Genomic DNA, 21,730 nt, shown 5'->3' on the forward strand with positions numbered 1-21,730 from the left:
GCTCGGGCCGCCGATTGGTCGAGCCTGTCGAACCCGGTGGGTCGACCCGCAGGGGTACCGAAATCAGGAGTGGAGGTGTGTCGGCGGATGTCTGCCCGCGAGAAGACGGGACACGCCTGTCGCGACACGCACTCCGCCCCTGATTTCGGTACCCCCCCTGGTGCGCGCACGCATAGCCGCCGGCCATTTGTGACGCAATAAAACGGGCTGATTGAGCCGCGGGATGCGGCGCGGATAGTGTGAACGGGACTTGTTGACATGTTGCTCCTGCGGCGGTCAGCCCCCCTCCCTCGCGCACCGCAATCGAAAGGCACTCCTGTGAAGATCAGACCCGCCATTGCCCTCGTCGTCGCTCCACTCCTCCTCGGTCTCGTCGCCTGCTCCGCGCCGGCAGCGAGTGGCGAGGCGGCGAATGGCACGTCAGCCGGTGATTCGTCGGCAGCCGACCACACCGTGAAGGTGGCCGTGGTGCTCGGCGGCCTCGCGAACGACGGCGGCTTCAACCAGTACGCCGCCGACGCGGCCAACGCCCTCGTCGACAGCGGTGACATCGAGGTGCAGATTCGTGAGTCGGTGGCGAACCCGAGTGACGCAGAGCCGATCTTCCGCCAGTTCGCCGCCGACGGCTTCGACCTCGTCGTCGGCTGGGGTCTCGGCTTCTCGGACTCGGTGTTCAAGGTCGCCGCCGAGGTTCCCGACACCGCATTCATCGCGACCGGGAGCGCAGACATCCTCGACAAGGCCACCGCGAATGTCGAGACCTGGACCTACGCCACCAACGAGGTCGGCTACCTGACCGGCTGGATCGCCGGCAAGTCGGGCCTGTCGCCCGTCGCCGTCGTCGACGGCGAGTTGGCGCCGTTCAACGAGCTCTCCTACGACTACCTGTCGATTGGGTTGGCGGCATCGAATCCGGCCGCCGTCGAACTGGCACCGATCTTCACCGGCAGCTGGGAAGACGCACAGCTGGCCAACCAGGCGACGAAGGCGCAGATCGACCTCGGCGCCCAGCTGATCGTGACCGCGGGCGAGGGATACACGCCCGGCGTCATCGCCGCAGCCGTCGAGAAGGGCGTCGCCACGATCGGCGCCTCGAACGCGGCCACAACGGATGCGAAGAAGGTCAACATCGGCCTCGTGAAGCTGGACTTCACCCCGACGCTCAGCGAGGTCGTCACCCGTGTCGCCGCAGGAAACTTCGGAAACGCCAGCTACACCTCGACGATCGCGAACGGCGGACTCGTGCTCGCCGACCTCAACCAGGTCGCCGCGGCCCCCGCTCTGCCCGCCGACATCGCCGATCAGGTCGCCGACCTCGCGGAGAAACTCGCCAGCGGCGAGGCGACAATCCCGCCGGTCAAGTAGCCCGTCACGTAGCCCCCGTCGCGTAGCCGAATCCGAACCCCACTCACACCCATGACAACCAGTCTGTCGCTCCGGGGCGTCTCCAAGTTCTTTGGAGACCTCCCGGCGCTCTCCGCGGTCGACCTGTCGATCAGACCGGGGCGTGTGCACGCCCTGGTCGGGGAGAACGGCGCCGGAAAATCGACGCTCGTCAAGATTCTCGCGGGTCTCGAGCAGCCGAGCTTGGGCGAGTTGCAGCAGGATGGCGTGCGGGTCTCGTTTGCGACCAGGGCCGCCGCCATTGCTCAGGGAATCGGCCTCGTGCCGCAACAGCTCAGCCTGATCGGCGAGATGACCCTGGTTGAGAACCTGATCGTGACCCAGCCGTTCCAGCTGGCGCGGCGTCGGCACGCGGAAGCACTGCTCCGCCGCTCCGCCGAGTCGGCCGGCCTGGCGATCACAACGGATGTCCCCGTGCACGAACTCGGGTTGGCCGAACGCCAGCTCGGTGAGCTGGCCATCGCCCTGGCGCAGGGTGCGCGCATCCTGCTGCTCGACGAGCCGACCTCCGCCCTCGGGCCGTTCGAGTCGGCCGGACTCTTCGAGCACGTGCGGGCGCTGGCCGATTCGGGAGTCGGCGTGGTGCTGATCACCCACCGGATCGACGAGGTGCGGCAGATCGCCGACGACGTGACGGTGCTCTCGCACGGCGCCGTCGCGTTGGCGCAGCCGGTGGCCGAGGTCACCGATGACGAGCTCGTTTTCGCCATGGTCGGCAGCCGTGAACCAACCGCGCCCCGCACCTCATTCCAGAGCGGCCGCGACCGCCTGGTGATCTCCGGCCTGACCGCGAACGGGGCAGGGGCGCAGGTACGCAACCTCAACGTTTCGGTGCGCGCCGGCGAGATCGTCGGGGTGCTCGGTGTCGCCGGCAACGGCCAAAACGTGCTCGCCGACGCCGCAGCCGGTCTGCTCAGACCGCACTCGGGCAGCGTCACCGTCGACGGCGTCACGGTGAGCGGTCGACCGGATGCGGCGGCGAACGCCGGTCTCGCCTATGTGCCGGAAGTGCGGGCATCCTGGCTGCTGCCCGACTCCGAGGTGACGTCGTCTGCGATCCTCCGCCGGCTGCGGGACAGCCGGTTCAGCTCGGCCGGAGTGTTGCGCTGGCCGGCGATCACCGAGTTCACCCGTGCGGTGATGGCGCGTCACGATGTGCGCCCGCTGAACCCGCGGGTCACGGCCGGTTCGCTCTCCGGCGGCAACCAACAGAAACTGCTCGTCGGACGTGAACTCGACGGCGGGGCGGCCGTCGCCGTGCTCCACGGGCCGACCCAGGGCCTCGATCTCGGGGCCGCCGCCGCGATCAGAGACGAAATTCGAGGCGCGGCGCAGGCCGGAACTGCTGTGTTGCTCGTCTCGGCCGACATCGACGAAGTGCACGAGCTGGCCGATCGCATCCTGGTTATGAACCACGGAGAAATCGTCGACGAGCTCCTCGCGTCTGAATTCGATCTGCAACGCATCGGCCGCGCGATGGCTGGGGTGTCGGTGTCAGCGCCGTCGTCTGCGGCGTCGTCGGCGTCTGCGTCGGCGTCGTCGTTGTCGTCGGCGTCTGTGTCTGCGTCAACGACGTCAGAGACAGGGAGCGCCGCATGAGTGACGACAAGTCCGGCGGAGTGCGCCGATTGAATGAGCTGACGGATGCCGCCGCCCGGTCGCTCAGCAGCTCGTTCCGTGCCGGCGGGCAGTCGGCCCGCGTGATCATCGTGCTCTACGTACTCGCCGCCCTCGCCATCGTTGGGCTGCTCGTCGTCGGCACCGGTGGCGACCTCGGCGTCGCGCTCGGCGGCTGGGTGCGGGGCGCGTTCGGCACCGGATACAACACCGTGCAAACCCTGTCGTACGCGACCCCGCTGGTGCTCGTGGCGATCGGGGTCGCCGCGGCCCTGAAAGCCGGAGTGATCACGGTGGGGGCAGAGGGACAGATGCTCATCGGCGCCACCACGGCCACGATCGTGGCCCTCTGGCTCGGACCATCCGTTCCGCTCTGGCTCGGTCTGCCGATCGGCGCCATCGCCGGAATGCTCGGCGGAGCGGCCTGGGCCTACCTGCCCGGTCTCGGCCGGGTGCGTTGGGGCGTCAACGAAGTGCTCTGCACCCTGCTCGCCAACTATCTGGCCATCTCCCTGCTCAACTATCTGCTGCGCACCGTGCTGCGCAACCCGGCCGGCTCGGCCACCCCGCAGAGCGCGCCGCTGCCCGACGGCTTCCTCATCCCGCAACTGCCGCTCCCCGCACGCCTGCACATCGGCGCCATCCTCGTGGTCGTGATCGTGCTCCTCGCGCTCTGGTGGAGCCGCGGGCGCGGCGCCTTCCTGGTCGGCGTCTTCGGGCAGCGGCCGCTGCTCGCGGCTCGGCTCGGGCTGACCCCGGCGCGCGCCGTCGTGTCGACCATGCTCGTCTCGGGCGCGGCATCCGGGCTGGCCGGGTGGATGCAGCTGGCCGGGGTCGACGGACGCCTGCAGCCCGGCGTGAGCGCCGGTGTCGGCTTCGCCGGAATCGCCGTTGCCGTGCTCGGCCGGGGCAACCCGCTCGGAATCGTCGTTGCGGCGATCGCGTACGCCTCACTCACCACCGGGGCGACCGGGGTGCAGGTGGCGACGGGAACGACGCCGGCCGCGATCGGCACCGTCACGCAGGGCGTGCTTCTGCTCGCTGCGGCACTCATCGTCGCGGCTCCCGCGGTGCGACGCGCGGCACGGCGGTCGGCTTCGCCTCCGGCGTTACCTGCTGTGTCGCGTCATGTGCCGCCCTCTTTGCCGCAGTCTGACGGCAATCGCCCGTCCGAGAACCAAACCGACAGCCAGATGGGCAGCACGTCCAGCACCGGCACCGATCATCTCGATCACGCCGGAACCGGCATCGACCGTGATGCCGACCGCCACGAGAATCTGGAGTCAGCCCATGGCCCCGCTTGATTTCTGGACGATCGTCGTCGCGGGCGCCTTCGCCCTCTGCGCGCCGATCATCTTCGCCGGTCTCGGGGAGATCTTCCTCGAACGCGCCGGCGGCTTCAACGTCGGCATCGAGGGGATGATGCTCGTCGGCGCCGTGGCCGGAGTCGGGGGATCGCTCGCCGGCGGATTCTGGGTCGGCCTCGCCGCGGGCATCCTGGCCGGGGGAGTGCTCGGCCTGCTTCTCGGGCTCGCGACGGCCTGGGGCAAGGCAGACATGATCATCGTCGGCATCGCCATCGGTCTGATCGGGGCCGGGCTGAGCATCGCGCTGTACCAGGTGCTCGCTCCGGCCAGCCAAGGAAACGTGACGGCGCCCGTGCAGCCCGCGTTCGAGCTGAGTCTGCTCGCCGGAATCCCGCTGATCGGGCGCGGTCTGGCCGGCGCCGGCCTGCTGTTCTACCTGGCCGTGCTACTCGTCGCCGTCTCCTGGTGGGTGCTGAACTTCACCCGGTTCGGCCTGCGGTTGCGGGCGGTCGGCGACGACGAGAACGTTGCGGTCACCCGCGGAATCTCGCCCCGCCGATTTCGCACGATCGCCGCCCTCATCGCCGGTGCCTTGGCTGGGCTCGGCGGTGCGGCCGTCTCGCTGTCGAGCATCGGCACCTTCACGCCAGGGATGACCGGCGGTGCCGGGTTCATCGCGCTCGCCGTGGTGATCATTGCACGTCGTCAGCCGTGGACGTTGCTCGTCGGAGCATTCGTCTTCGCACTCTTCAACAGCCTTGCGCTCCTCTCGCAAACCCAAAACCTGCCGCTGCCGATCGAGCTCTACCAGGCGCTGCCCTACCTGGCAACGGTTGCGGTGCTCTGCGTCTCCTCCCGGCGCAGTTGGGCTGCCCGGCGCACGCGAATCGTGCCGGCATGAGCGTGTCGTTGATCGAGGAGCCGCGGCCGTCTCGAGACCTCGTGACCCAATCTCCACACGCAACCGACCCGCATCCATAGCCCCTCGCCCCCATCACCCACCTCAACCTCAATTCCCGCCCCCAAGGAGAACCCATGGTGCCCGCAGAAATCCCCTACCCGCTGACCGACCGTGAACTGGCGCTGATCGATCGTGCCCGTGAACTGGCCGTCGGCATCGCCGAGCGCGCACACGGCTATGACGAGAGCGCCGAGATTCCGCTGCAGAACCTCACGGAGCTGCACGAGGCCGGGTTCGATCGGGCCGTGCTGCCGGCGGATGTCGGTGGCGACGGTCTCAGCTACGTCGCGTACGGCGAGATCGTGCGCACCATTGCCGAGGCAGACCCGTCGACGGCGACCATCTGGGTGATGCACTCGGGGGCCGGCGTCGGACTCGCCCAGCTCACCGCAGACACACGCGGCTCGTTCTATGCCGATGAATTCCTGGCCGGCAAACGCTTCGCCAACGCGCTGAGTGAGCCGACCAGCGGCAACCGGTTCTTGAACCCGCAGCAGGTGGCCGAGCCGGTCGACGGCGGCTACCAGCTCGACGGAGCGAAGCGGTTCGTGTCGGGGAGTGAGATTGCCGATCACCTGATGGTGAACGCGCTGGTCGACGGTGCGCCGGCCTTTTTCGGTGTCGAGCCCGACGAGACAGTGACGATCATTCCGATCTGGGACACTCTGGGCCTGCGCTCCACCCGCAGCCAGCTGCTGGCGTTCAGCAAGACGGTCTTGCGCCACGAGAACCGCGGGCGTGCACTCGGCCCCGGTGATTTCAATGCGGTCGGGGCCGGACTTCCGGCGCTGTCGCTCGGTGTCGCGGATGCCGCGCTCGGCGCGATCATCGCGCACGCCACCGGGCGCATCATCCTCGGCAAGCCCCTCTCGCACCAGCAGTGGGTGCAGTTCGAGGTCGCCGATGTGCAGTCCCGGCTGGAGGCGGTGCGCGCTTTCCTGCAGCTGACGCTCTGGCAGGCCGATCAGGGTTTGCCGGTTGCGTTCTCCAACCTCAGCCGCGCCAAGTACCTGGCGAACAAGCTGGCGGTCGAGATCGCGCAGCTCGGTGTGCGCATCGGTGGGGCATCCGGTTTTCTCAAGTCCTCGCCGATCCAGCGCCACCTGCGCAATGCAGAGGCCGGCCAATTGATGGCTTACTCGACCGAGGTGCTCGCCGGGTTGATCGGGCAGGAAGTGCTCGGGGTGATCGCTGAGGAGCCGACGGCCGAGGTGCCGGGCGGGGGCGCTGCAGCTGGCGCGCCGTCAGCGCCGTCAGCGGCGTCCTCGTCTGCCGCACCGGCGGCATCCGCTTCACCAATCGTGGCCGACCCGGGCGCTCAGAGCGAGAGCAGCGACCGGGCGCGCGTCGGGGCGGGGGTCTGACCATGAGCGAACGCAAACGGATGATCTTCAACGCCTTCAACATCTTCTCCGCGTCACACCACGACCAGGGCATGTGGGCCTGGCCGGGCAGCCGTCAGCTTGAGTACAACGACGTCGAATACTGGGCCGACATCGCGAAGCTCCTCGAGCGTGGACATTTCGACACGCTCTTCTTCGCCGACGTGCTCGCCCCCTACGAGACGTTCTCGAACTCGCGCGAGCTGGCCGTCAAGAGCGGGATGCAGTTTCCGATCAACGACCCAGGCGTACTCATTCCCGCATTGGCATATGCCACGCAGGACCTCGGTTTCGTGCTCACGCAGAACATCCTGCAGGAGCCGCCCTACGCATTCGCTCGCAAGATGTCGACCCTTGACCACCTCAGTCGCGGGCGTATCGCGTGGAACATCGTGACCACGTTTCTTCCCGGTGCCGGACGCAACCTCGGATTCGGCGGCCTGCCGGAGCATGAGGACCGCTATGCGCGTGCTGAGGACTACATCGAGGTTGTCTACAAGCTGTGGGAGGCGAGCTGGGAAGACGACGCCGCCGTGCGCAACACCGCTACGCAGCAGTTCAACGACCCGGCGAAGATCCACGAGATCAATCACGTCGGACCCTTCTACGACGTCGTCGGCCCGCACCTCTGCGAGCCGAGCCCGCAGCGCACCCCCGTGCTGGTGCAGGCCGGGGTGTCGCCGCGCGGCCGCGCCTATGCCGGGCGCAACGCGGAGGCCCTGTTCATCAACTCGTTGAACCCGGAGTCGGCGGCCCCGATCGTCGCCGATGTGCGCCGGGCAGCGGCGAACGCCAACCGCAACCCCGACAACGTCAAGCTGCTCGCCATTCTCGGGTTCGTGGTCGGCAGCACAGAAGAAGAGGCCAAACGGCTGAACGAGGAGATCACCGAGTTTCAGAGCATCGAGGCGAACCTGGCCAAGCAGAGCGTGTTTCTCGGGCACGATTTCAGCCAGTACGACCCGAAGGAACCGATCTCGGAGATTGCGAAGCGCCCCGAAGGGCAGACCGGAATCGTGAAGGACCTGATCGGGATGTCCCCGAGTGGCGACTACACGATCGGCCAGCTGGTGCGCTGGTACGGAAACCTGCGCGTGGTCGGCACCCCTGAGCAGATCGCCGACTCGATCCAGGACTGGCAGGATGCCGGCGTCGACGGGCTCAACGTGCAGTACGTGACGTCGCCCGGCACGTTCGAGGATTTCGTCGACCATGTTGCCCCGGTACTGAAGCAGCGCGGTCTGATGCAGGACAAGTATGCGCCCGGCACCCTGCGGGAGAAGCTCTTTCCGGGCAACGGCCCGTTTCTGCCAGACGAGCACCCGGCGCGTGCGCACCGGAGGGCGGCGTTCGGCAAGTAGTGGCAGCGCCGGTGGCCGGTGGCCGGTGGCGGCCAGCCGGTGGGGGCCGGCCACGGCTCGCTGGCTCGCGGGCTCGCGGGCTTGCTGGCTCGCGGGCTCGCGGGCTTGCGGGCTCGCGGCTCGCGGGGCAGCCCGCATCCGCGTGTATCTAGTTGCTTCGGTGGCTAACTCCGGTAATCCGCACATGCCGCGGGGCGGCACCCCGGATTCACGCGGCACTTTTCTATCCAGTCAGCGGATTACCGGAGTTACCCACGCAATCGGCGCCTCCAAATCGGCGCCACGCAATCGGCACTTCCCACACGTTGTGATCACCGGAGCCGTATTTCGCATGGCGACCGGGCTCCGGCGCCCGTGCGCCTGCGTCGCCAGCTCGGTCGCTGCATCCATCGGCCTGAGCGCTACCGCGCTGGCGGTGCGCTATCGCTAGAACGGTCGCGGTGGCCGATCAGCGCCAGGGTGCAGGAATGGTGCGCACCAGCGAGTAGCGCACGATCAGCGGGTGGTGCCGCTCGAATGAGTGGAAGACGCGCAAGCCCGACCGGGTCACCCCGATGATCTCGAGGGTCAGACACGGCGAGCCCGGCTCCAGTTGCAGCCGGTCGGCCGACTCCTCCGACAACGCTTCGACTCCCGGTGTCGCGACCTCCCAGAGCAGTGGCTCACCCCAGACCGCCTCGGCGACGTCGAAAATCGAGCCGGCGGCATCCACTGTTCCGCTGTGCTCGGCCGGCACCGACAGATAATTCTCGGCAAGCATCGCCGGACGGCCGTCGGCATTCCATCGTTTGACCGCGTGGATGCCGCTGGCCGGCACTCCAGCGCTGAGGTTGCGGTGGATTCGGCTCGGGATCTCGCCCGTTCCCGACTCGAGTAGATCGACGGTGGGTTCGTAGCCGAGGCGGCGTAGCAGGGCCGTGTGCTCGACCTGTTCCTCGAGCCGTACGCTCATGCGAAGTGCAACGGGGTCGACGGTCGTCGCCGCGCCTTGATGCCGGCGCACGATGCCCTGGTGCTCGAGCTCGGCCAGCTCGCGCCGCACCTGCGGGCGGTTCGCCCCGAGCACGCGGGCGAGTTCGTTCTCGCCGGGCAGGGCGTCGCCGCGGGCATCGGCCTCGCGGGCAATGCGGAGAAGGCCGCGGCGGAGACGTTCGGGCATATCGATCGACGGATCGATCGGGATGTTGTCTGGCACCCGTTCAAACTAGCGGAGTCGGGGGCTCATCTCGGGATCGCACTTCACTCGTCGCTGCGATCGCGGCTGCGTGTCGTTAATGTTCAGCCCTGAGCACCTGCAGGGCTCCCGGCAAGCTGCGCACTTCCACAGCTGAACATTATCGACATCCGTTGATCGACGAGCGCCCGGCTCTGTCGACCGCTCATCTCGGGATCGCACTTCACTCGTCGCTGCGATCGCGGCTGCGTGTCGTTAATGTTCAGCCCTGAGCACCTGTAGGGCTCCCGGGAGGCTGCGCACTTCCGCAGCTGAACATTATTGACATCCGTTGCTCGAAGAGCGCCCGGCTCAGTCCACCGCTCATCTCGGGATCGCACTTCACTCGTCGCTGCGATCGCGGCTGCGTGTCGTTAATGTTCAGCCCTGAGCACCTGTAGGGCTCCCGGAAAGCTGCACACTTCCACAGCTGAACATTGTCGGCATCCGTTGCTCGAAGAGCGCCCGGCTCTGTCGACCGCGTTCTATTCAGTAGAGACTCCTGATTTCATCGGGGCGCGGCTGCGGGCCGAAACGGCCATCGACGTGGCCCACCGGGCCGTGCAGCGGCCCCGACAGCTGGAGATCCCGCGCGCCGATCTCTGAAACTGGCGACGAAACTGACCGTCGCGTGGCTCAGGACCGCGTGCTGCCGAGCGCGGCAACGGTGGCAGCAAGCTCAGCGGTGAGTTCGGCCTTGAGCGTGTCGGGGGCGAAGCTCACGTCGATTGAGGTCTGGGCGAGCTCGGTCAGTTCTAGCAGTCCCCAGCCGAAGGCATCCGCTACCAGCGACCACTCGTTCTCCAACCGGGTGCCGATCGCCCCTGGATCGTCGGTGTTGATCGTGATGCGCACTCCGCGCGCCTGCAGGTCCCGCAGCGGGTGGTGCGCGAGATCAGGATAGACCCCGAGCGTGAGGTTGGAGCGGGGGCAGATGCCGAGTGAAATGCCGGTCGTGGCGAGGTGGTCGACGAGTGACGGATCGTCGATGGCATGCACACCGTGGTCGATGCGTTCGGCGTGGAGCAGATGCAGGGCGTCCCAGACACCATCGGCCCCGCTGGATTCGCCGGCATGCACAGTGCGGCGGATGCCTGCGGCTTGTGCCAGCGTGAACGCAGCGGCGAAACGCGGTCCGGTGCGTCCGCTGACCCGCTCATCGCCGTCGATGCTGAGAGCGACGACCCGGGGCGGGTGCGTCTCGGCGATCCAGGTCACGAGCTCGACGGCTTCGGACTCGGTCTGGGTACGCAGCAGCGAGAGGGCCATGTTGACGATGCAGAGCCCGTCGCGTTCGGCTGCATCGAACCCTGAGGTGAATGCGGCGACGAGTTCGTCGGTGCGGCCGCGCCAGGTCGACCAGTGCGTGGGATTGATGATGACGTCGGTGTAGCGGATGCCAGAGGCACTCTGGCGGGCGGCGAAGCGGTACGCGACGGTGGCGGCCTGGTCGGCGGTGCGCACGAGTCCACACTGCCAGTCGAGAAAGCGTAGAAAGGCGGAGAGGCCGCCGCTCCCGACGCCGGTGCCGGTCGGAGTATCGGCAAGGGCCTCTGGCCCGGGGGCGGGCGAGACACGTCGGTCGGTCCCGGCAACGCTGGTGAACTCCCGCGCTGACTCGGGGGCTGCTGCCTCGCCGGCATTCGACTCTGACGCATCCGCAGCATGGTGCGTACTCAGATCGAACAGTGTGGCGGCCGGCCCGGGCAGCGGCACCTGCGATTCACGGGCGAGCTCGAGAAGATCGGCGAGTTCGAAGGCGCCCTCAAGATGCACGTGCACTTCAGCCTTCGGAAGCAAGCGGATGATCGCCTCATCAATGCGGGGACGTTCGGCGGCGGGGTTCACGGTTCCTCCTGGCAGGGTTCGACCCTTCAGCCTAACTTGTCAACAAGTGGGCGGACCTCGTGCTCGCCTCTGCCGTCGCGTGAGTCGCCCTCGCCACAGTCGTTGTTCGAGCCGGTCGAGACCGCGTGAGCCGACCTCGCCTGCCGGCCCGCAGGGGTACCTCGTTCAGGAGTGGAGGCGTGTCGGCACGGGTGCGCCCGCAGAAAGACGGTGCCCGAGTGGAGCGACATGCCCTCCGCTCCTGAACGCGGTCGCACCCACCGTTGGTCGAGCCTGTCGAAACCGCGTGGGCCAATTTCAGGAGGTGGTCACCGGATCTCGACAAGCGCGATGAACGAATGCGCCCGCTCACCGGAGCGCTCGATCAGCGGATGCGCTCGATCGCCGCTCGGCGAGATGCGGGCGCGCGGGGCATGACCGCACCGAACGGCTAGCTGCGACGCTTCTTCTTGGGGCCGCCCGAGCTGCGAACGCGGCCGGTGATCACGCCGGGCTTCTTCTTAGCCTGGGCCGGCTTCTTGCGCGCCGCCTCTTCACGGACGAGCTTGGCCGCGGCCTTCGCCTTGGCCGTCGCCTTTTCCTTCTTCACCGGTTCGCCGCGCACGACGACCGTCGCGCTACGGGAGCTGGCGGCGCTCCGGCCGCGCACGATCCCGATGAATTCTTCGACGTTCTCGGTTTTCTCGTCGGCGGGCCAGGCGAGCGCGATCTGCGTCTCGGCGACGCCGTCGACGGGCCGTGAGATGACATCCTTGCGGCTGTGCAGACGGGCGAGCGAGTGGGGCAGGATGGCGATTCCCACGCCGGCCGCGATCTGTTCCATCACCTCGTCGAGGTCGCGCAGGTTCGGAAGCGCACGGCGCGTGCCGTCGCGAACCTCACTCGACACGTCGCGCCATTCCGGCACCGTGTCGGGGTCTTGCAGCAGGTGGTCGTCGGCCAGCAGCGCCAGCGACACCGTGTCGTTCTCGGCGACTGCCGCAATCGCATGGTCTTTCGCGGCGACGACAACGGGGATTTCGGAGTACAGCGTGATGGCTCCGAGGCCCTCGCGATCGATCGGCAGACGCACCAGGCTGACGTTGGCACGACCGTCGCGGAGCACCTCAATCTGCTCGCCCGGATCGGTGCGAAACACCTCAAGTTCACGGTCAGGAAAACGATCGGCCCAAATGCGCGTCCACTTGGTGGGCGTGACGCCGGCGACGAAGGCGATTGAAAAGGTCACCGGCATCCTCTCTTCGAAAGTGTTGTTCTGGGTGCGAGGCAGGCATTCAACCAGTTTCGCGATGCTTCCAGGCTATACGCTTGAGGGATGACGTCCGAGAAGAAGCCCCAGACCATGAAGTCCGCCACGGCGGCACAGAAACTCGGGATTCTGCTCGAGGCAGCACCCGAAGAGTTTCAGACCGCGCTGATCACCCGCACCGAGCTGGCCGAGTTCACCGAGAACCCGCCTGCTTGGTTGACCACTCTGCGCACGGATGGCCCCCACCCCCGTCAGGTTGTCGCCGCCAAGCTCGGCGTGTCGATCTCCGGTCTCGCCCGCGGTGGCGTCGACGCGCCGCTGACCACGGTTGAAATCAAAGAACTGCTGCAGGCCCCGCCCGCCTGGCTCATCACCGAGCGTGCGACGCAGGCCGAGGTGCGTGCCGAGCAGATCCGCGTGAAAGACGCGAAGATCGAAAAGGCCGCCAAGAAGGAGCGCGCCGACCGCGGAGCCGCTCAGCGCGCTGCGCACCGGGGCGCGTAACCCGCCTTCTCGCGCTTCTCGCGCTTCTCTCGCCGAGTTTGACACTTCCGGTCGAGTTTCCCTGGTCTGCCAGGGAAACTCGACCGAAACGGTCAAGCTCGGCGCTCTGCATTCGCCGACACTCGCCGTTTCTTCCGAGAGCCGCCGGTAGCGAGAGTCGCCGGTAGCGAGAGTCGCCGGTAGCGAGAGTCGCCGGTAGAGGAGTCTCGGCACCAACGGCGACTCTCCCGCAGAATGCGGGCGAGCGGTGGCTAGTGCCGGGCCGCCGCGTACTGCTCACGCAAGAACGCCGCGATGTCGCCGAGCTCGGCCTGCGAGATCGAGTGCGGCATGCCCTCGTAGATGCGCTCGGTCGTCGTCGAGTGACCGGCGAGCCAGACCGCTGTGCGCTCGATGGCATCGGCCGGAATCACCGGGTCGACGGTGCCGCGCCCCCAGAACACCGGCGGACGCCGTGCGCTGAGCTCGGCGTCGCCCGCTGATTTGCCGTCGGCGACGAAGCCGGAGAGCTGCACGGCGAAGGCAAACCGTTCGGGAGCGTGACGCAGCAACTGCAGCGCCATCGCGCCGCCCTGTGAGAAGCCGAGCAGTCCGATCGACGTCGGCTGTTCCGGTAGCGCGTCGAGCCAGGCGAGCACGGCCACGGTCGCGGCGTCGACCGCCGACGAATCGGGGCGGCCTGGCTGGTTACTGATCGGGAACCACGCCGCGCCGGCGCCCACGGGCAACGGCGCGCGCAGAGCCGCGATGACCGGTTCGAGCGGCAGGTGCGGCGAGAGCGAGAACAGGTCGCCCTCATGCGAGCCGTAGCCGTGCATGACGAGGAGCAGCGGGCGTCCGACCCGATCGGCCGCACCGGCGGACCAGAGCACGGCATCCGCGTCGATGCTCAGGATGTTTTCGCTGTCGGGCATCTCGAACCTTACGTTGGGGGAGTCGAGGCGAACCTGCCTCGACAGGTTCAATCCTTTCATTGTCGAGGCGCTTTCGACGTCTGCGGGCGAATCGGGAGGCGAACCGAAGGCGAATCGGGAGGCGAACCGAAGGCGAACCGGAGGCGAATCGGAAGGCGAACCGCGGGCGAATCGGATGCGAACGGCTGGCGAATCGACGGCGCGCAGAAGAGCGCGAGTGCCGCGTTTCCAGCCCGCGGGTGCAGAATGAGCAGATGAGCGTGCGCACCCCTGACCCCGACTGGACTCCGGGCCCCGACGACAGCCCGCCGCCGTCGACGAACCCCGGCTGGCTGAGCGACATCGAACTGGCCGAGGTGCGAGGGCGCCTGCCGCTGATCTACGTCGAGGCGGTGCCGGTGCGTGTCGACGGGCTGGGCCAGGTCGTCGAAGTGGGCGTGTTGCTGCGGGCGACGCAGACCGGAGAAATGACACGGATGCTGGTGTCCGGCCGGGTGATGTACGGCGAGACGCTGCGCGAAGCACTGTTTCGGCATCTCGAAAAGGATCTCGGCCCGATGGCGTTTCCTCAGCTTCCGGCCAGCCCGCTACCTTTCACGGTGGCCGAGTACTTTCCGATGCCCGGGGTGTCAGCGTTCACGGATGAGCGCCAGCACGCCGTCTCGCTGGCCTTCGTCGTGCCGGTCACCGGAACCTGTGAACCGCGGCAAGACGCCCTCGAACTCACCTGGATGACCCCGCAAGAAGCCGCGAGCGATGCGGTCTCCGCCGAGATGGAGGGCGGCCGTGGGGCGCTGCTGCGCACCGCGCTCGCCTCGGTCGGCTGCTTGCGCTGAACCGCGGGCGGGCGAGCTGCCGATGGGAAGCCGCCTGCGCACTCTGCACTCTCCGCTCTCGCGGCACACGCGTGCGCTCAAACTGTCGCCTCAGCAGGGGATGGGCGACGATTTGAGCGCACGCGTGAGGCGCGGGGCGCGGCCGGCCTGCGCTGAGCCAGCGGGCGGCATCCGTTCCAGCGGGCGGCATCCGCCCACCCGAGCACGCACGCGATACCTCGCGCCAACCGTTGCCGCCTCGGCCCGACGGTAGACGCACGCGAGGCTCGCCGTTGCCGCCGAGAATCGCCGGTACAACGGCGATTCTCGGCGCAAACGGCGAGCCTCGAGTCAGCGCTCGAGTCAGCGCTCGAGTCAGCGCTCGAGTCAGCGCGCGAGTCAGCGCGCGAGTCAGCGCGCGAGTCAGCGCACGCGCCAGCGCACGAGTCGGGAGCGCCTACGCCAACCCGAGAGTGCCGAGGAACAGTTTCGTGACCCGCTCGACATCCACATCGAGGGCGATCTCGGCGGTCTCCCAGACATCCGCAAGGCCATGCATCGCGTCTTCGCCCGGGTGCGACCGCATGTCGACGAGGGTCTGCCCGCGACCATACCCGGCCAGCTCGACGCGCACGGGGCGCAGCTCGGTGCGGAGCGCTCCCGGGTCGACGAGCGCGCAGACGGCACCGGCGTCGCCGATGAGTCCCGAGTAGTGGGTCTCTGCCCCTGCGCCGGCCGAAATGCGGTTGGTCAGCAGCGAACCGACCGTGCGCCCGACGAGGGTGTCGTGCGAGAGCAAAGCGGATGCTGCCGCCTCGTCGACGGCGACCTGGTTGAACACGTCGAGGCCGTACATGAATGTCGGCACACCGGAGTCGAGCACGATTGCGGCGGCTTCCGGGTCGTGCCAGACGTTGAACTCGGCGACGGCAGTGGCGTTTCCGACGCTGGCCGAGCCGCCCATGAATACGATGCGTTCGATCTTGTTGATGATGTCGGGGTACTGACGCAGCAGCAGCGCCAGGTTCGTCTGCGGGGCGAGCGCGACGAGGGTCACCGGATGCGGGCTGTCGCGCAGCAGGCTGTGCATGAGCTCTACCGAGCTGATCGGCACGGCGGTGCGCTCGCTCGGCGGCAGGCGCAGCGTGCCGAGGCCGCCCTCGCCGTGCACGTGCGAGGCGTCGCGGGCGCGTTCGATCAGCGGGCGGCGAGCACCGGCGGCCACCGGGATGTCGGGGGCTCCGGCGACATCGAGAATGCGCAGGGTGTTCTCCACCACGCGCTCAAGTGAGGCGTTTCCGGCCACGCAGCTGATGCCGAGAACATCGATCTCGGGGTGCGCGACGGCGAACAGGATGGCGAGGGCGTCGTCAACACCGGTGTCGACGTCGAGGATTACGGGAATGGTCATCGGACCAGCCTAGTTGGGCGCCTTTGTTCCCTGCACGTGTCGTTCGGCCCCCGGTCTGCGGTTAACGACGGATGGCGCCGACTCCAGTGTCGGCGCCATCCGTTTCGATGTGCGGTGTCGAGCTGCGACTAGCGAACCAGTCGCACCTCGTGGATTTCTTCGCCGAGGAACGGCTGGGTCTGTTCTTCGCCGTCGGGGGTGAAACCGTTGCGCTTGTAGAAGCCGTGGGCGCGGGGGTTGTCGGAGGCGACCCAGAGGTAGGCCGGGGCGTCGCCACAGGCGGCGTCGAAGAGCTTCTGGCCGATTCCGGTGCCGTGGTAGGCATCCAGCAGGTAGATGAAGTACAGCTCGCGGGCTCGCGGCGCCTCGTTGTCGCGCGCCGGGCCGGAGCCGGAGAAGCCGACGATCTCGCCGTCGACAAGCGCGGCGAACTGATGGAACTCTTCGCCCTGGTTCATCCAGTGCGTCCACAGCTCGGCCATGCGGCGGGGGGACAGATTCGCGAGGGTGGCCTCGCTGATCAGATGGTCATAGGTCTCGTGCCAGCAGGTCGCGTGAACGCGTCCCAGGGCTTCTGCGTCGACGTCTCGTACTGGTCGAACAACTGCTTCGGTGCTCATGAAGCGAGACTAGGCCAGCCCGCGCCCGAAGTGAAATCGAGCCGCCGGAGGCACCCCTGCAAGCCCGCTCGGCACACCTACCCGAGTGCGGTGGTGGCCAACTCCGGTTATTGCGAGTGGGTCCCGCTGGCAGGGCAGCACTGGCGCGGATGTCTAAACCGCGCGCGCGGGATAACCGGAGTTACCAACCGGGCCACACGCTGACCGCAGGTGAATCACCGCGACTCAAACCGACATCTGCCGTGAAACGACCAACGGGCCGGCCTCCGTAGAGACCGACCCGTTGGGTAGAAAAGAATGCTGGGGATTAGCCCTGCGCGCGACGCGGAGCCGAGCGGCGTGCGCCACCGGCCGATGCACCGCGAACGAGTCCGCCGACCTGCAGGCCGCCGGAGCGGCTGCCGCCCTGGCCACCCGAACGGCCGGAGCCGCCGGCCGAGCCGGAACCGTGGGTGCTTGCGCCCTGCGCGGAGTTGCCGCCACGCGCCGCGGCGGGGCGACCCGAACGGTCGCGACGTGCGCCGCCGGAAGCCACGGCGTCGCCGCCACGGGCGCCACGCGACTCACCATCGCGGCCACGTGACTCTCCACCACGACCGCCATCGCGCTCGTCACGGTTGGTGCGCTTGCGCTGGGCGTTGGCGCCCTGCGAGCGTCCACCCTGCGACTGGCCGCGCTGCGGCTGCTCCTGACGCGGCAACGGCTTGACGTAGGCCGCCACCTCGCCGATCAGAGCGGTCACGGCCGGGGAGGTCGCGTTCACGCGCTGCGGGGTCACCTTGATCGCGGCCTTCTTCAGCAGCTGTTCGGTGTCTTTCTTCTGGTTCGGAAGCATGACGGTGACAACGTCACCTGCGCTGCCGGCCCGAGCGGTACGGCCAGAGCGGTGCAGGTATGCCTTGTGCTCTGCCGGCGGGTCAACGTGGATGACCAGCTCGATGTCATCAACGTGCACGCCGCGAGCCGCGACATCGGTTGCGACCAGAACGCGCACATCGCCAGCCGAGAAGGCGGCGAGGTTGCGGTCACGAGCGACCTGCGACAGGTTGCCGTGCAGGTCAACCGACGGGATGCCCGAGTCGGTCAACTGCTTGGCCAGCTTCTTGGCGTGGTGCTTGGTGCGCATGAAGAGGATGCGACGGCCCTTACCGGAGGCGAGCGCCTGAACGAGGTCCTTCTTCGCGTCGACACCCTCGACCTCGAAGACGTGGTGGGTCATCGCCGAAACGTGGCTGGTGGCCTCGTCGACCGAGTGCAGCACCTCGTTCTGCAGGAAGCGACGCACGAGCTTGTCCACGCCGTTGTCGAGCGTGGCGCTGAAGAGCAGGCGCTGTCCGCCGGACGGGGTCTTGTCCAGGATGCGTGTGACGACGGGCAAAAAGCCCAGGTCGGCCATGTGGTCGGCCTCGTCGAGCACGGTGATCTCAACGGAGTCGAGGTTGACGAAGCCCTGCTTCATCAGGTCTTCGAGACGGCCGGGGCAGGCTACGACGATGTCGACGCCGGCCTTGAGCGCAGTGACCTGACGGCCCTGTGAGACGCCACCGAAGATGGTGGTCGTGTTGAGGCCGTATGCCTCGGCCATCGGGGTGAGGGCGGCGGAGATCTGGGTGGCCAGCTCACGGGTCGGCGCCAGGATCAGGCCGAGTGGGCGGCCGGGGCGGCGCTTGCCGCCGGCGAGCTTGCCGCCGAGGCGAGCGACCATCGGAATGGAGAAGGCGAGGGTCTTGCCCGAGCCGGTCTTACCACGGCCGAGCACGTCGCGGCCGTTCAAAGTGTCAGGAAGAGTGTCGACCTGGATGGGGAAAGCGGTGTCGATTCCCTGGGCCGAGAGAACGGCGACGAGGGGAGCGGGCACGCCGAGCGCGCCAAATTTAATTTCAGATTCAGACAAAAGCGGTGCCTTTCAGGCATCAGAGTCCTGCCTTGAAGCGATCCGCACGCAGCGGTAACCGAAACCAGGAGGATTCACGTGGCGAAGGTGCCGAAGGGCACATCCGTTCGCCGTAAGAATTTTTCATTTCCTGGATCGGGGCGGGCCGCGGTGATGGTGATAACCGAAGCTGTCTCGATGAGAAGAGGGCGTTCTACGACGCAGGGAGCGCGGCTTCGCACTCGCAAGTTCTTCTAGTCTACCGGACGTTGTCAAATTGGCTGTTCAGGGGCCAAAGTTGCAGCCCGATGACGGTGCGAGTCGCGGGCGCCGGGCGTTGCGTGGGGCGGGCGAGTAGCGGGCGCGGGGGGCAGCCCGGGGGCGGTGCGAGTCGTGGTGCGCGAGGCGGTCGACACGGAGCGCCCAGCAGGTCGAGGCCGCCGCAGATCCGGCTGGCAGGCAGCGCCCGCGCATCCCTAGTAACATCGTTGGGCGGACAATCGATCGCCGCGCGGGAGCCGAGTGACAGACAACGAACTCGATCGCGAGCGGGCGCGCGTCGCCCGTCTCTATGCACGCCTCGACGCGTTGCGTGCCGACGAAGCCCGCCGCCTTGCCACCGTGCGCTCGCAGAAGGTGGGCGGCAACCACCAGATGCGCAGCGAACGCGACGCCTTGGCCCGCATGCACGAAGATCGCCTGCTGCAGCTGCGCGAGGTGGACGCCCGCCTGGTCTTTGGGCGCCTGCAGTTGCCGCATCTTTCGGACGAGGATGCCGAGGCCGGTTTCCGTTACATCGGCCGCATCGGCCTCCGCGATGAAGACCAGCGCAGCCTTCTTCTCGACTGGCGCGCGCCCCAGGCGAGCGCGTTCTACCAAGCGACCGCCGCCCGCCCGCACGGCGTGCTGGCCCGCCGCCACGTGACCATGCGGGAGCGCGAGGTGATCCGCCTCGACGACGAGGTGTTCGACGCCAGCCTGCTCGCCGAGGCCGGCGCCGAGCACGCCGTGCAGGGTGAGGGCGCCCTCATGGCCGCGCTCACGGTGCACCGCACCGGGCGGATGCACGACATCGTCGCGACGATCCAGGCTGAGCAAGACCGCATCATCCGTTCAGACATGCGTGGGGCGCTCGTCGTGCAGGGTGGTCCAGGCACCGGCAAGACCGCCGTCGCGCTGCACCGCGCCGCCTACCTGCTCTACACACACCGCGAGCGACTGGGGTCGGCCGGCGTACTCATCGTCGGCCCGTCCGGAGCGTTCTTGCGGTACATCGAAACCGTGCTGCCCTCGCTCGGCGAGACCGGCGTCGTGCTGCAGTCGCTCGGCGAGCTCTATCCCGGCGTGAACGCGACCGATGACGATGCGGCAGAGGTCGCCTCGCTCAAGGGCTCCACGCAGATGGTCGACGTGATCGCCCGGGCCGTGAAATCCCGGCAGCGCGTGCCGGAGCAGGCCCAGCGTCTTGAGGTGAACGGTGATGTGCTCATCGTGGATCCGGCGCTGATCGCGCGGGCGATTGCTCGGGCGCAGCAGAGCACCAAGCCGCATAACGAGGCCAGGGTCATCTTCGTGAACCACGCCCTCGACGCGCTGGTCAACCAGCTGGCGACCCAGCTGCGGGCCGGCGGGTATCCGGTCGACGACACCGATATGTCGTTGCTGCGCGAAGACGTGCGCGCCTCCCACGATGCCCGTGTGGTGCTGAACACGGCCTGGTTGCCGATGACCGGCGAGAAACTGATTCAGGATCTCTACGCGCGTCCGGAGTGGCTGGCGTCACTCACCCCGCGGTGGACGCCCGAGAAGCGCGCGCTGCTGCTGCGCTCCCGCGATGAGCCGTTCACCGTGTCGGACGTGCCGCTGCTCGATGAGGCCGCCGAGCTGCTCGGCAACCCGCCAGCCGCCCCAGAGGCCGGGCAGCGCGAGCGTGACCTGCAACGTGCTCACGACATCGAGAACGCGCAGAACGCCATCCGCAATGCCGGTGTCGAAGGCATGGTCAGCGCCGAACAGCTCGCCGACAACTTCGCCGAGACCACGGTGCGCGCCACGACGGCCGAGCGGGCCGGCGCCGACCGCACCTGGACCTACGGTCACGTCGTCGTCGACGAGGCGCAGGAACTCTCGCCGATGCAGTGGCGCGTGCTCGTGCGCCGGTCACCGATGCGCTCGTTCACGATCGTCGGCGACATCGCCCAGGCCAGTTCGGCCGGGGCGTCACGCAGCTGGCGGTCGGCCCTCGACCCGTTCTTCCGTGGCCGCTGGGATCTCGAAGAGCTCACCGTGAACTACCGCACCCCTGCACAGATCGCGAGGGAGGCCGAGCGCATCGCCACGGAGCATGGCCTGCCGATCACGCCGACACAGTCGGTGCGTGAGGGCGACTGGCCGATCAGAGAACTGACGGTTGACCCGACGACTGGCAGGGCGGCTGAGGGGGTGGATGCTGTGGCTTCTGCACTCGCGGACGCCGTGCGTCACGACCGTGGCATCGACGCGTCTGGCACCATCGCGGTCATTGTGCCGCGGGCGGCGCGCGCATCGATTCTCGCTCACCTGACGAGTGACTTCGGTAACGAGGTCGGAGCCGGCGAGCTCGGTCTGGAACGCCCGATCGCGGTGCTCAGCGCACACGAGTCGAAGGGGCTCGAGTTCGACAGCGTCATTCTCGCCGATCCAGACGCGCTCGTGGCGGAGTCGCCGCGTGGTGACGCGGCGCTCTATGTGGCGATGACGCGTCCGACGCAGCGGCTCACGATGGTGAAGGTGGCGCCGCCCGCGAGTTGATCGCTCGCGTTCGTTGATCGGCCGGGTTTGTTGATCGGCCGCATCCGTTGATCGGGCCTGTCGAGATTTCGCAAGCCGGACCCCTGAACGCGCCCTCCGCGCATCCGTTTCGTCGCACCATGTGCCTCGCGCGTGCGCCCAAATCGTCGCGTCGCGGCTGCGCCGGCGACGTTTCGGGCGCACGCGCGGCCTCGCACTGATAATTTCGTCGATCGAGGAGCACGCGACGCAGGAGCGCGCGTCTCGAGATCCGGCGAGCCGATCTCTTGACTTGGGTTGTGTTTGAAAGTCGGCTCGCGAGGTCTCGAGTTGCGGCGCCGCTGCGCGGCATTGTGGTGGACGAATTTGACCATTTCGTTGGTCGAGGAGGCCGCCCGCGGCCGTGAGCCAAGGTCACGTCCCGTGGAGTGGTGTAAATCTCGGCAGGCCCGCGTTGCTTCGTTAACGTGAAGAGCCATCGT

At 67.8% G+C, this 21,730-nt stretch carries 16 protein-coding genes; 9 read left to right on the top strand and 7 right to left on the bottom strand.

Translation table 11 applies throughout. The features are described 5' to 3' along the window. Positions 1–318: 318 nt before the first annotated feature. From ABD791_RS16005 to ABD791_RS16030, 6 genes are all read left to right on the top strand, one after another. A complete protein-coding gene (locus tag ABD791_RS16005; protein WP_345068527.1) occupies positions 319–1,365 on the top strand; it encodes a BMP family ABC transporter substrate-binding protein in 1,047 nt (348 codons plus the stop codon). A gap of 51 nt (positions 1,366–1,416) precedes the next feature. Beyond that, positions 1,417–3,003, top strand: coding sequence for an ABC transporter ATP-binding protein (locus ABD791_RS16010; protein ID WP_345068528.1), 1,587 nt, complete (start codon positions 1,417–1,419; stop codon positions 3,001–3,003). Continuing rightward, entirely contained in the window at positions 3,000–4,325 is a 1,326-nt protein-coding gene (locus tag ABD791_RS16015) for an ABC transporter permease (protein WP_345068529.1), read from the top strand. The genes ABD791_RS16010 and ABD791_RS16015 overlap by 4 nt, the downstream gene beginning before the upstream one ends. Then, positions 4,312–5,229, top strand: coding sequence for an ABC transporter permease (locus ABD791_RS16020; protein ID WP_345068531.1), 918 nt, complete (start codon positions 4,312–4,314; stop codon positions 5,227–5,229). The genes ABD791_RS16015 and ABD791_RS16020 overlap by 14 nt, the downstream gene beginning before the upstream one ends. A 134-nt stretch (positions 5,230–5,363) precedes the next feature. Next, entirely contained in the window at positions 5,364–6,653 is a 1,290-nt protein-coding gene (locus ABD791_RS16025; RefSeq protein ID WP_345068532.1) for an acyl-CoA dehydrogenase family protein, read from the top strand. A gap of 2 nt (positions 6,654–6,655) precedes the next feature. Next, on the top strand, positions 6,656–8,032 hold the full coding sequence (locus tag ABD791_RS16030) for an LLM class flavin-dependent oxidoreductase (RefSeq protein ID WP_345068534.1): 1,377 nt from the start codon (positions 6,656–6,658) through the stop codon (positions 8,030–8,032). Positions 8,033–8,480: 448 nt separating this feature from the next. Here the strand turns inward: ABD791_RS16030 and ABD791_RS16035 are convergent, their stop codons facing one another. The 3 genes from ABD791_RS16035 to ABD791_RS16045 form a co-directional block, all read right to left on the bottom strand. Beyond that, on the bottom strand, positions 8,481–9,227 hold the full coding sequence (locus ABD791_RS16035) for a GntR family transcriptional regulator (protein ID WP_345068536.1): 747 nt from the start codon (positions 9,225–9,227) through the stop codon (positions 8,481–8,483). 654 nt (positions 9,228–9,881) lie between these two features. Continuing rightward, positions 9,882–11,093, bottom strand: coding sequence for an adenosine deaminase (gene add / locus ABD791_RS16040; protein WP_345068538.1), 1,212 nt, complete (start codon positions 11,091–11,093; stop codon positions 9,882–9,884). Positions 11,094–11,523: 430 nt separating this feature from the next. Further along, on the bottom strand, positions 11,524–12,321 hold the full coding sequence (locus tag ABD791_RS16045; RefSeq protein WP_345068540.1) for a LysR substrate-binding domain-containing protein: 798 nt from the start codon (positions 12,319–12,321) through the stop codon (positions 11,524–11,526). An 87-nt stretch (positions 12,322–12,408) separates the two neighbouring features. Between ABD791_RS16045 and ABD791_RS16050 the strand changes: the two genes are divergently transcribed. Beyond that, positions 12,409–12,846, top strand: coding sequence for a DUF5997 family protein (locus tag ABD791_RS16050; protein WP_345068541.1), 438 nt, complete (start codon positions 12,409–12,411; stop codon positions 12,844–12,846). Positions 12,847–13,097: 251 nt separating this feature from the next. On the opposite strand, the gene ABD791_RS16055 is transcribed toward ABD791_RS16050, so the two are convergent. Continuing rightward, positions 13,098–13,760 carry an alpha/beta hydrolase gene (locus ABD791_RS16055; RefSeq protein ID WP_345068542.1) on the bottom strand — a complete coding sequence of 221 codons (663 nt, stop codon included), beginning with the start codon at positions 13,758–13,760 and terminating at the stop codon, positions 13,098–13,100. Between the two features lie 254 nt (positions 13,761–14,014). Here ABD791_RS16055 and ABD791_RS16060 point away from each other — a divergent pair, with 254 nt between their 5' ends. Beyond that, positions 14,015–14,596, top strand: coding sequence for an NUDIX hydrolase family protein (locus ABD791_RS16060; RefSeq protein ID WP_345068544.1), 582 nt, complete (start codon positions 14,015–14,017; stop codon positions 14,594–14,596). Positions 14,597–15,032: 436 nt separating this feature from the next. Here ABD791_RS16060 and ABD791_RS16065 read toward each other — a convergent pair whose 3' ends face one another. The 3 genes from ABD791_RS16065 to ABD791_RS16075 form a co-directional block, all read right to left on the bottom strand. Beyond that, the gene (locus tag ABD791_RS16065; protein ID WP_345068545.1) at positions 15,033–15,986 is read right to left on the bottom strand and encodes a nucleoside hydrolase; all 954 of its coding nucleotides are present in this window, start codon (positions 15,984–15,986) and stop codon (positions 15,033–15,035) included. Positions 15,987–16,114: 128 nt separating this feature from the next. Further along, positions 16,115–16,606 carry a GNAT family N-acetyltransferase gene (locus ABD791_RS16070; protein ID WP_345068546.1) on the bottom strand — a complete coding sequence of 164 codons (492 nt, stop codon included), beginning with the start codon at positions 16,604–16,606 and terminating at the stop codon, positions 16,115–16,117. A gap of 307 nt (positions 16,607–16,913) precedes the next feature. Beyond that, on the bottom strand, positions 16,914–18,500 hold the full coding sequence (locus ABD791_RS16075) for a DEAD/DEAH box helicase (protein WP_345068547.1): 1,587 nt from the start codon (positions 18,498–18,500) through the stop codon (positions 16,914–16,916). A gap of 501 nt (positions 18,501–19,001) precedes the next feature. Here ABD791_RS16075 and ABD791_RS16080 point away from each other — a divergent pair. Beyond that, complete coding sequence (locus tag ABD791_RS16080) at positions 19,002–21,269, top strand: HelD family protein (protein ID WP_345068549.1); 2,268 nt, start codon at positions 19,002–19,004, stop codon at positions 21,267–21,269. The last annotated feature ends 461 nt before the right edge of the window (positions 21,270–21,730 follow it).

The sequence above is a fragment of the Glaciibacter kafniensis genome, assembly GCF_039538945.1.
Taxonomy (GTDB): Bacteria; Actinomycetota; Actinomycetes; order Actinomycetales; family Microbacteriaceae; genus Cryobacterium; species Cryobacterium kafniensis.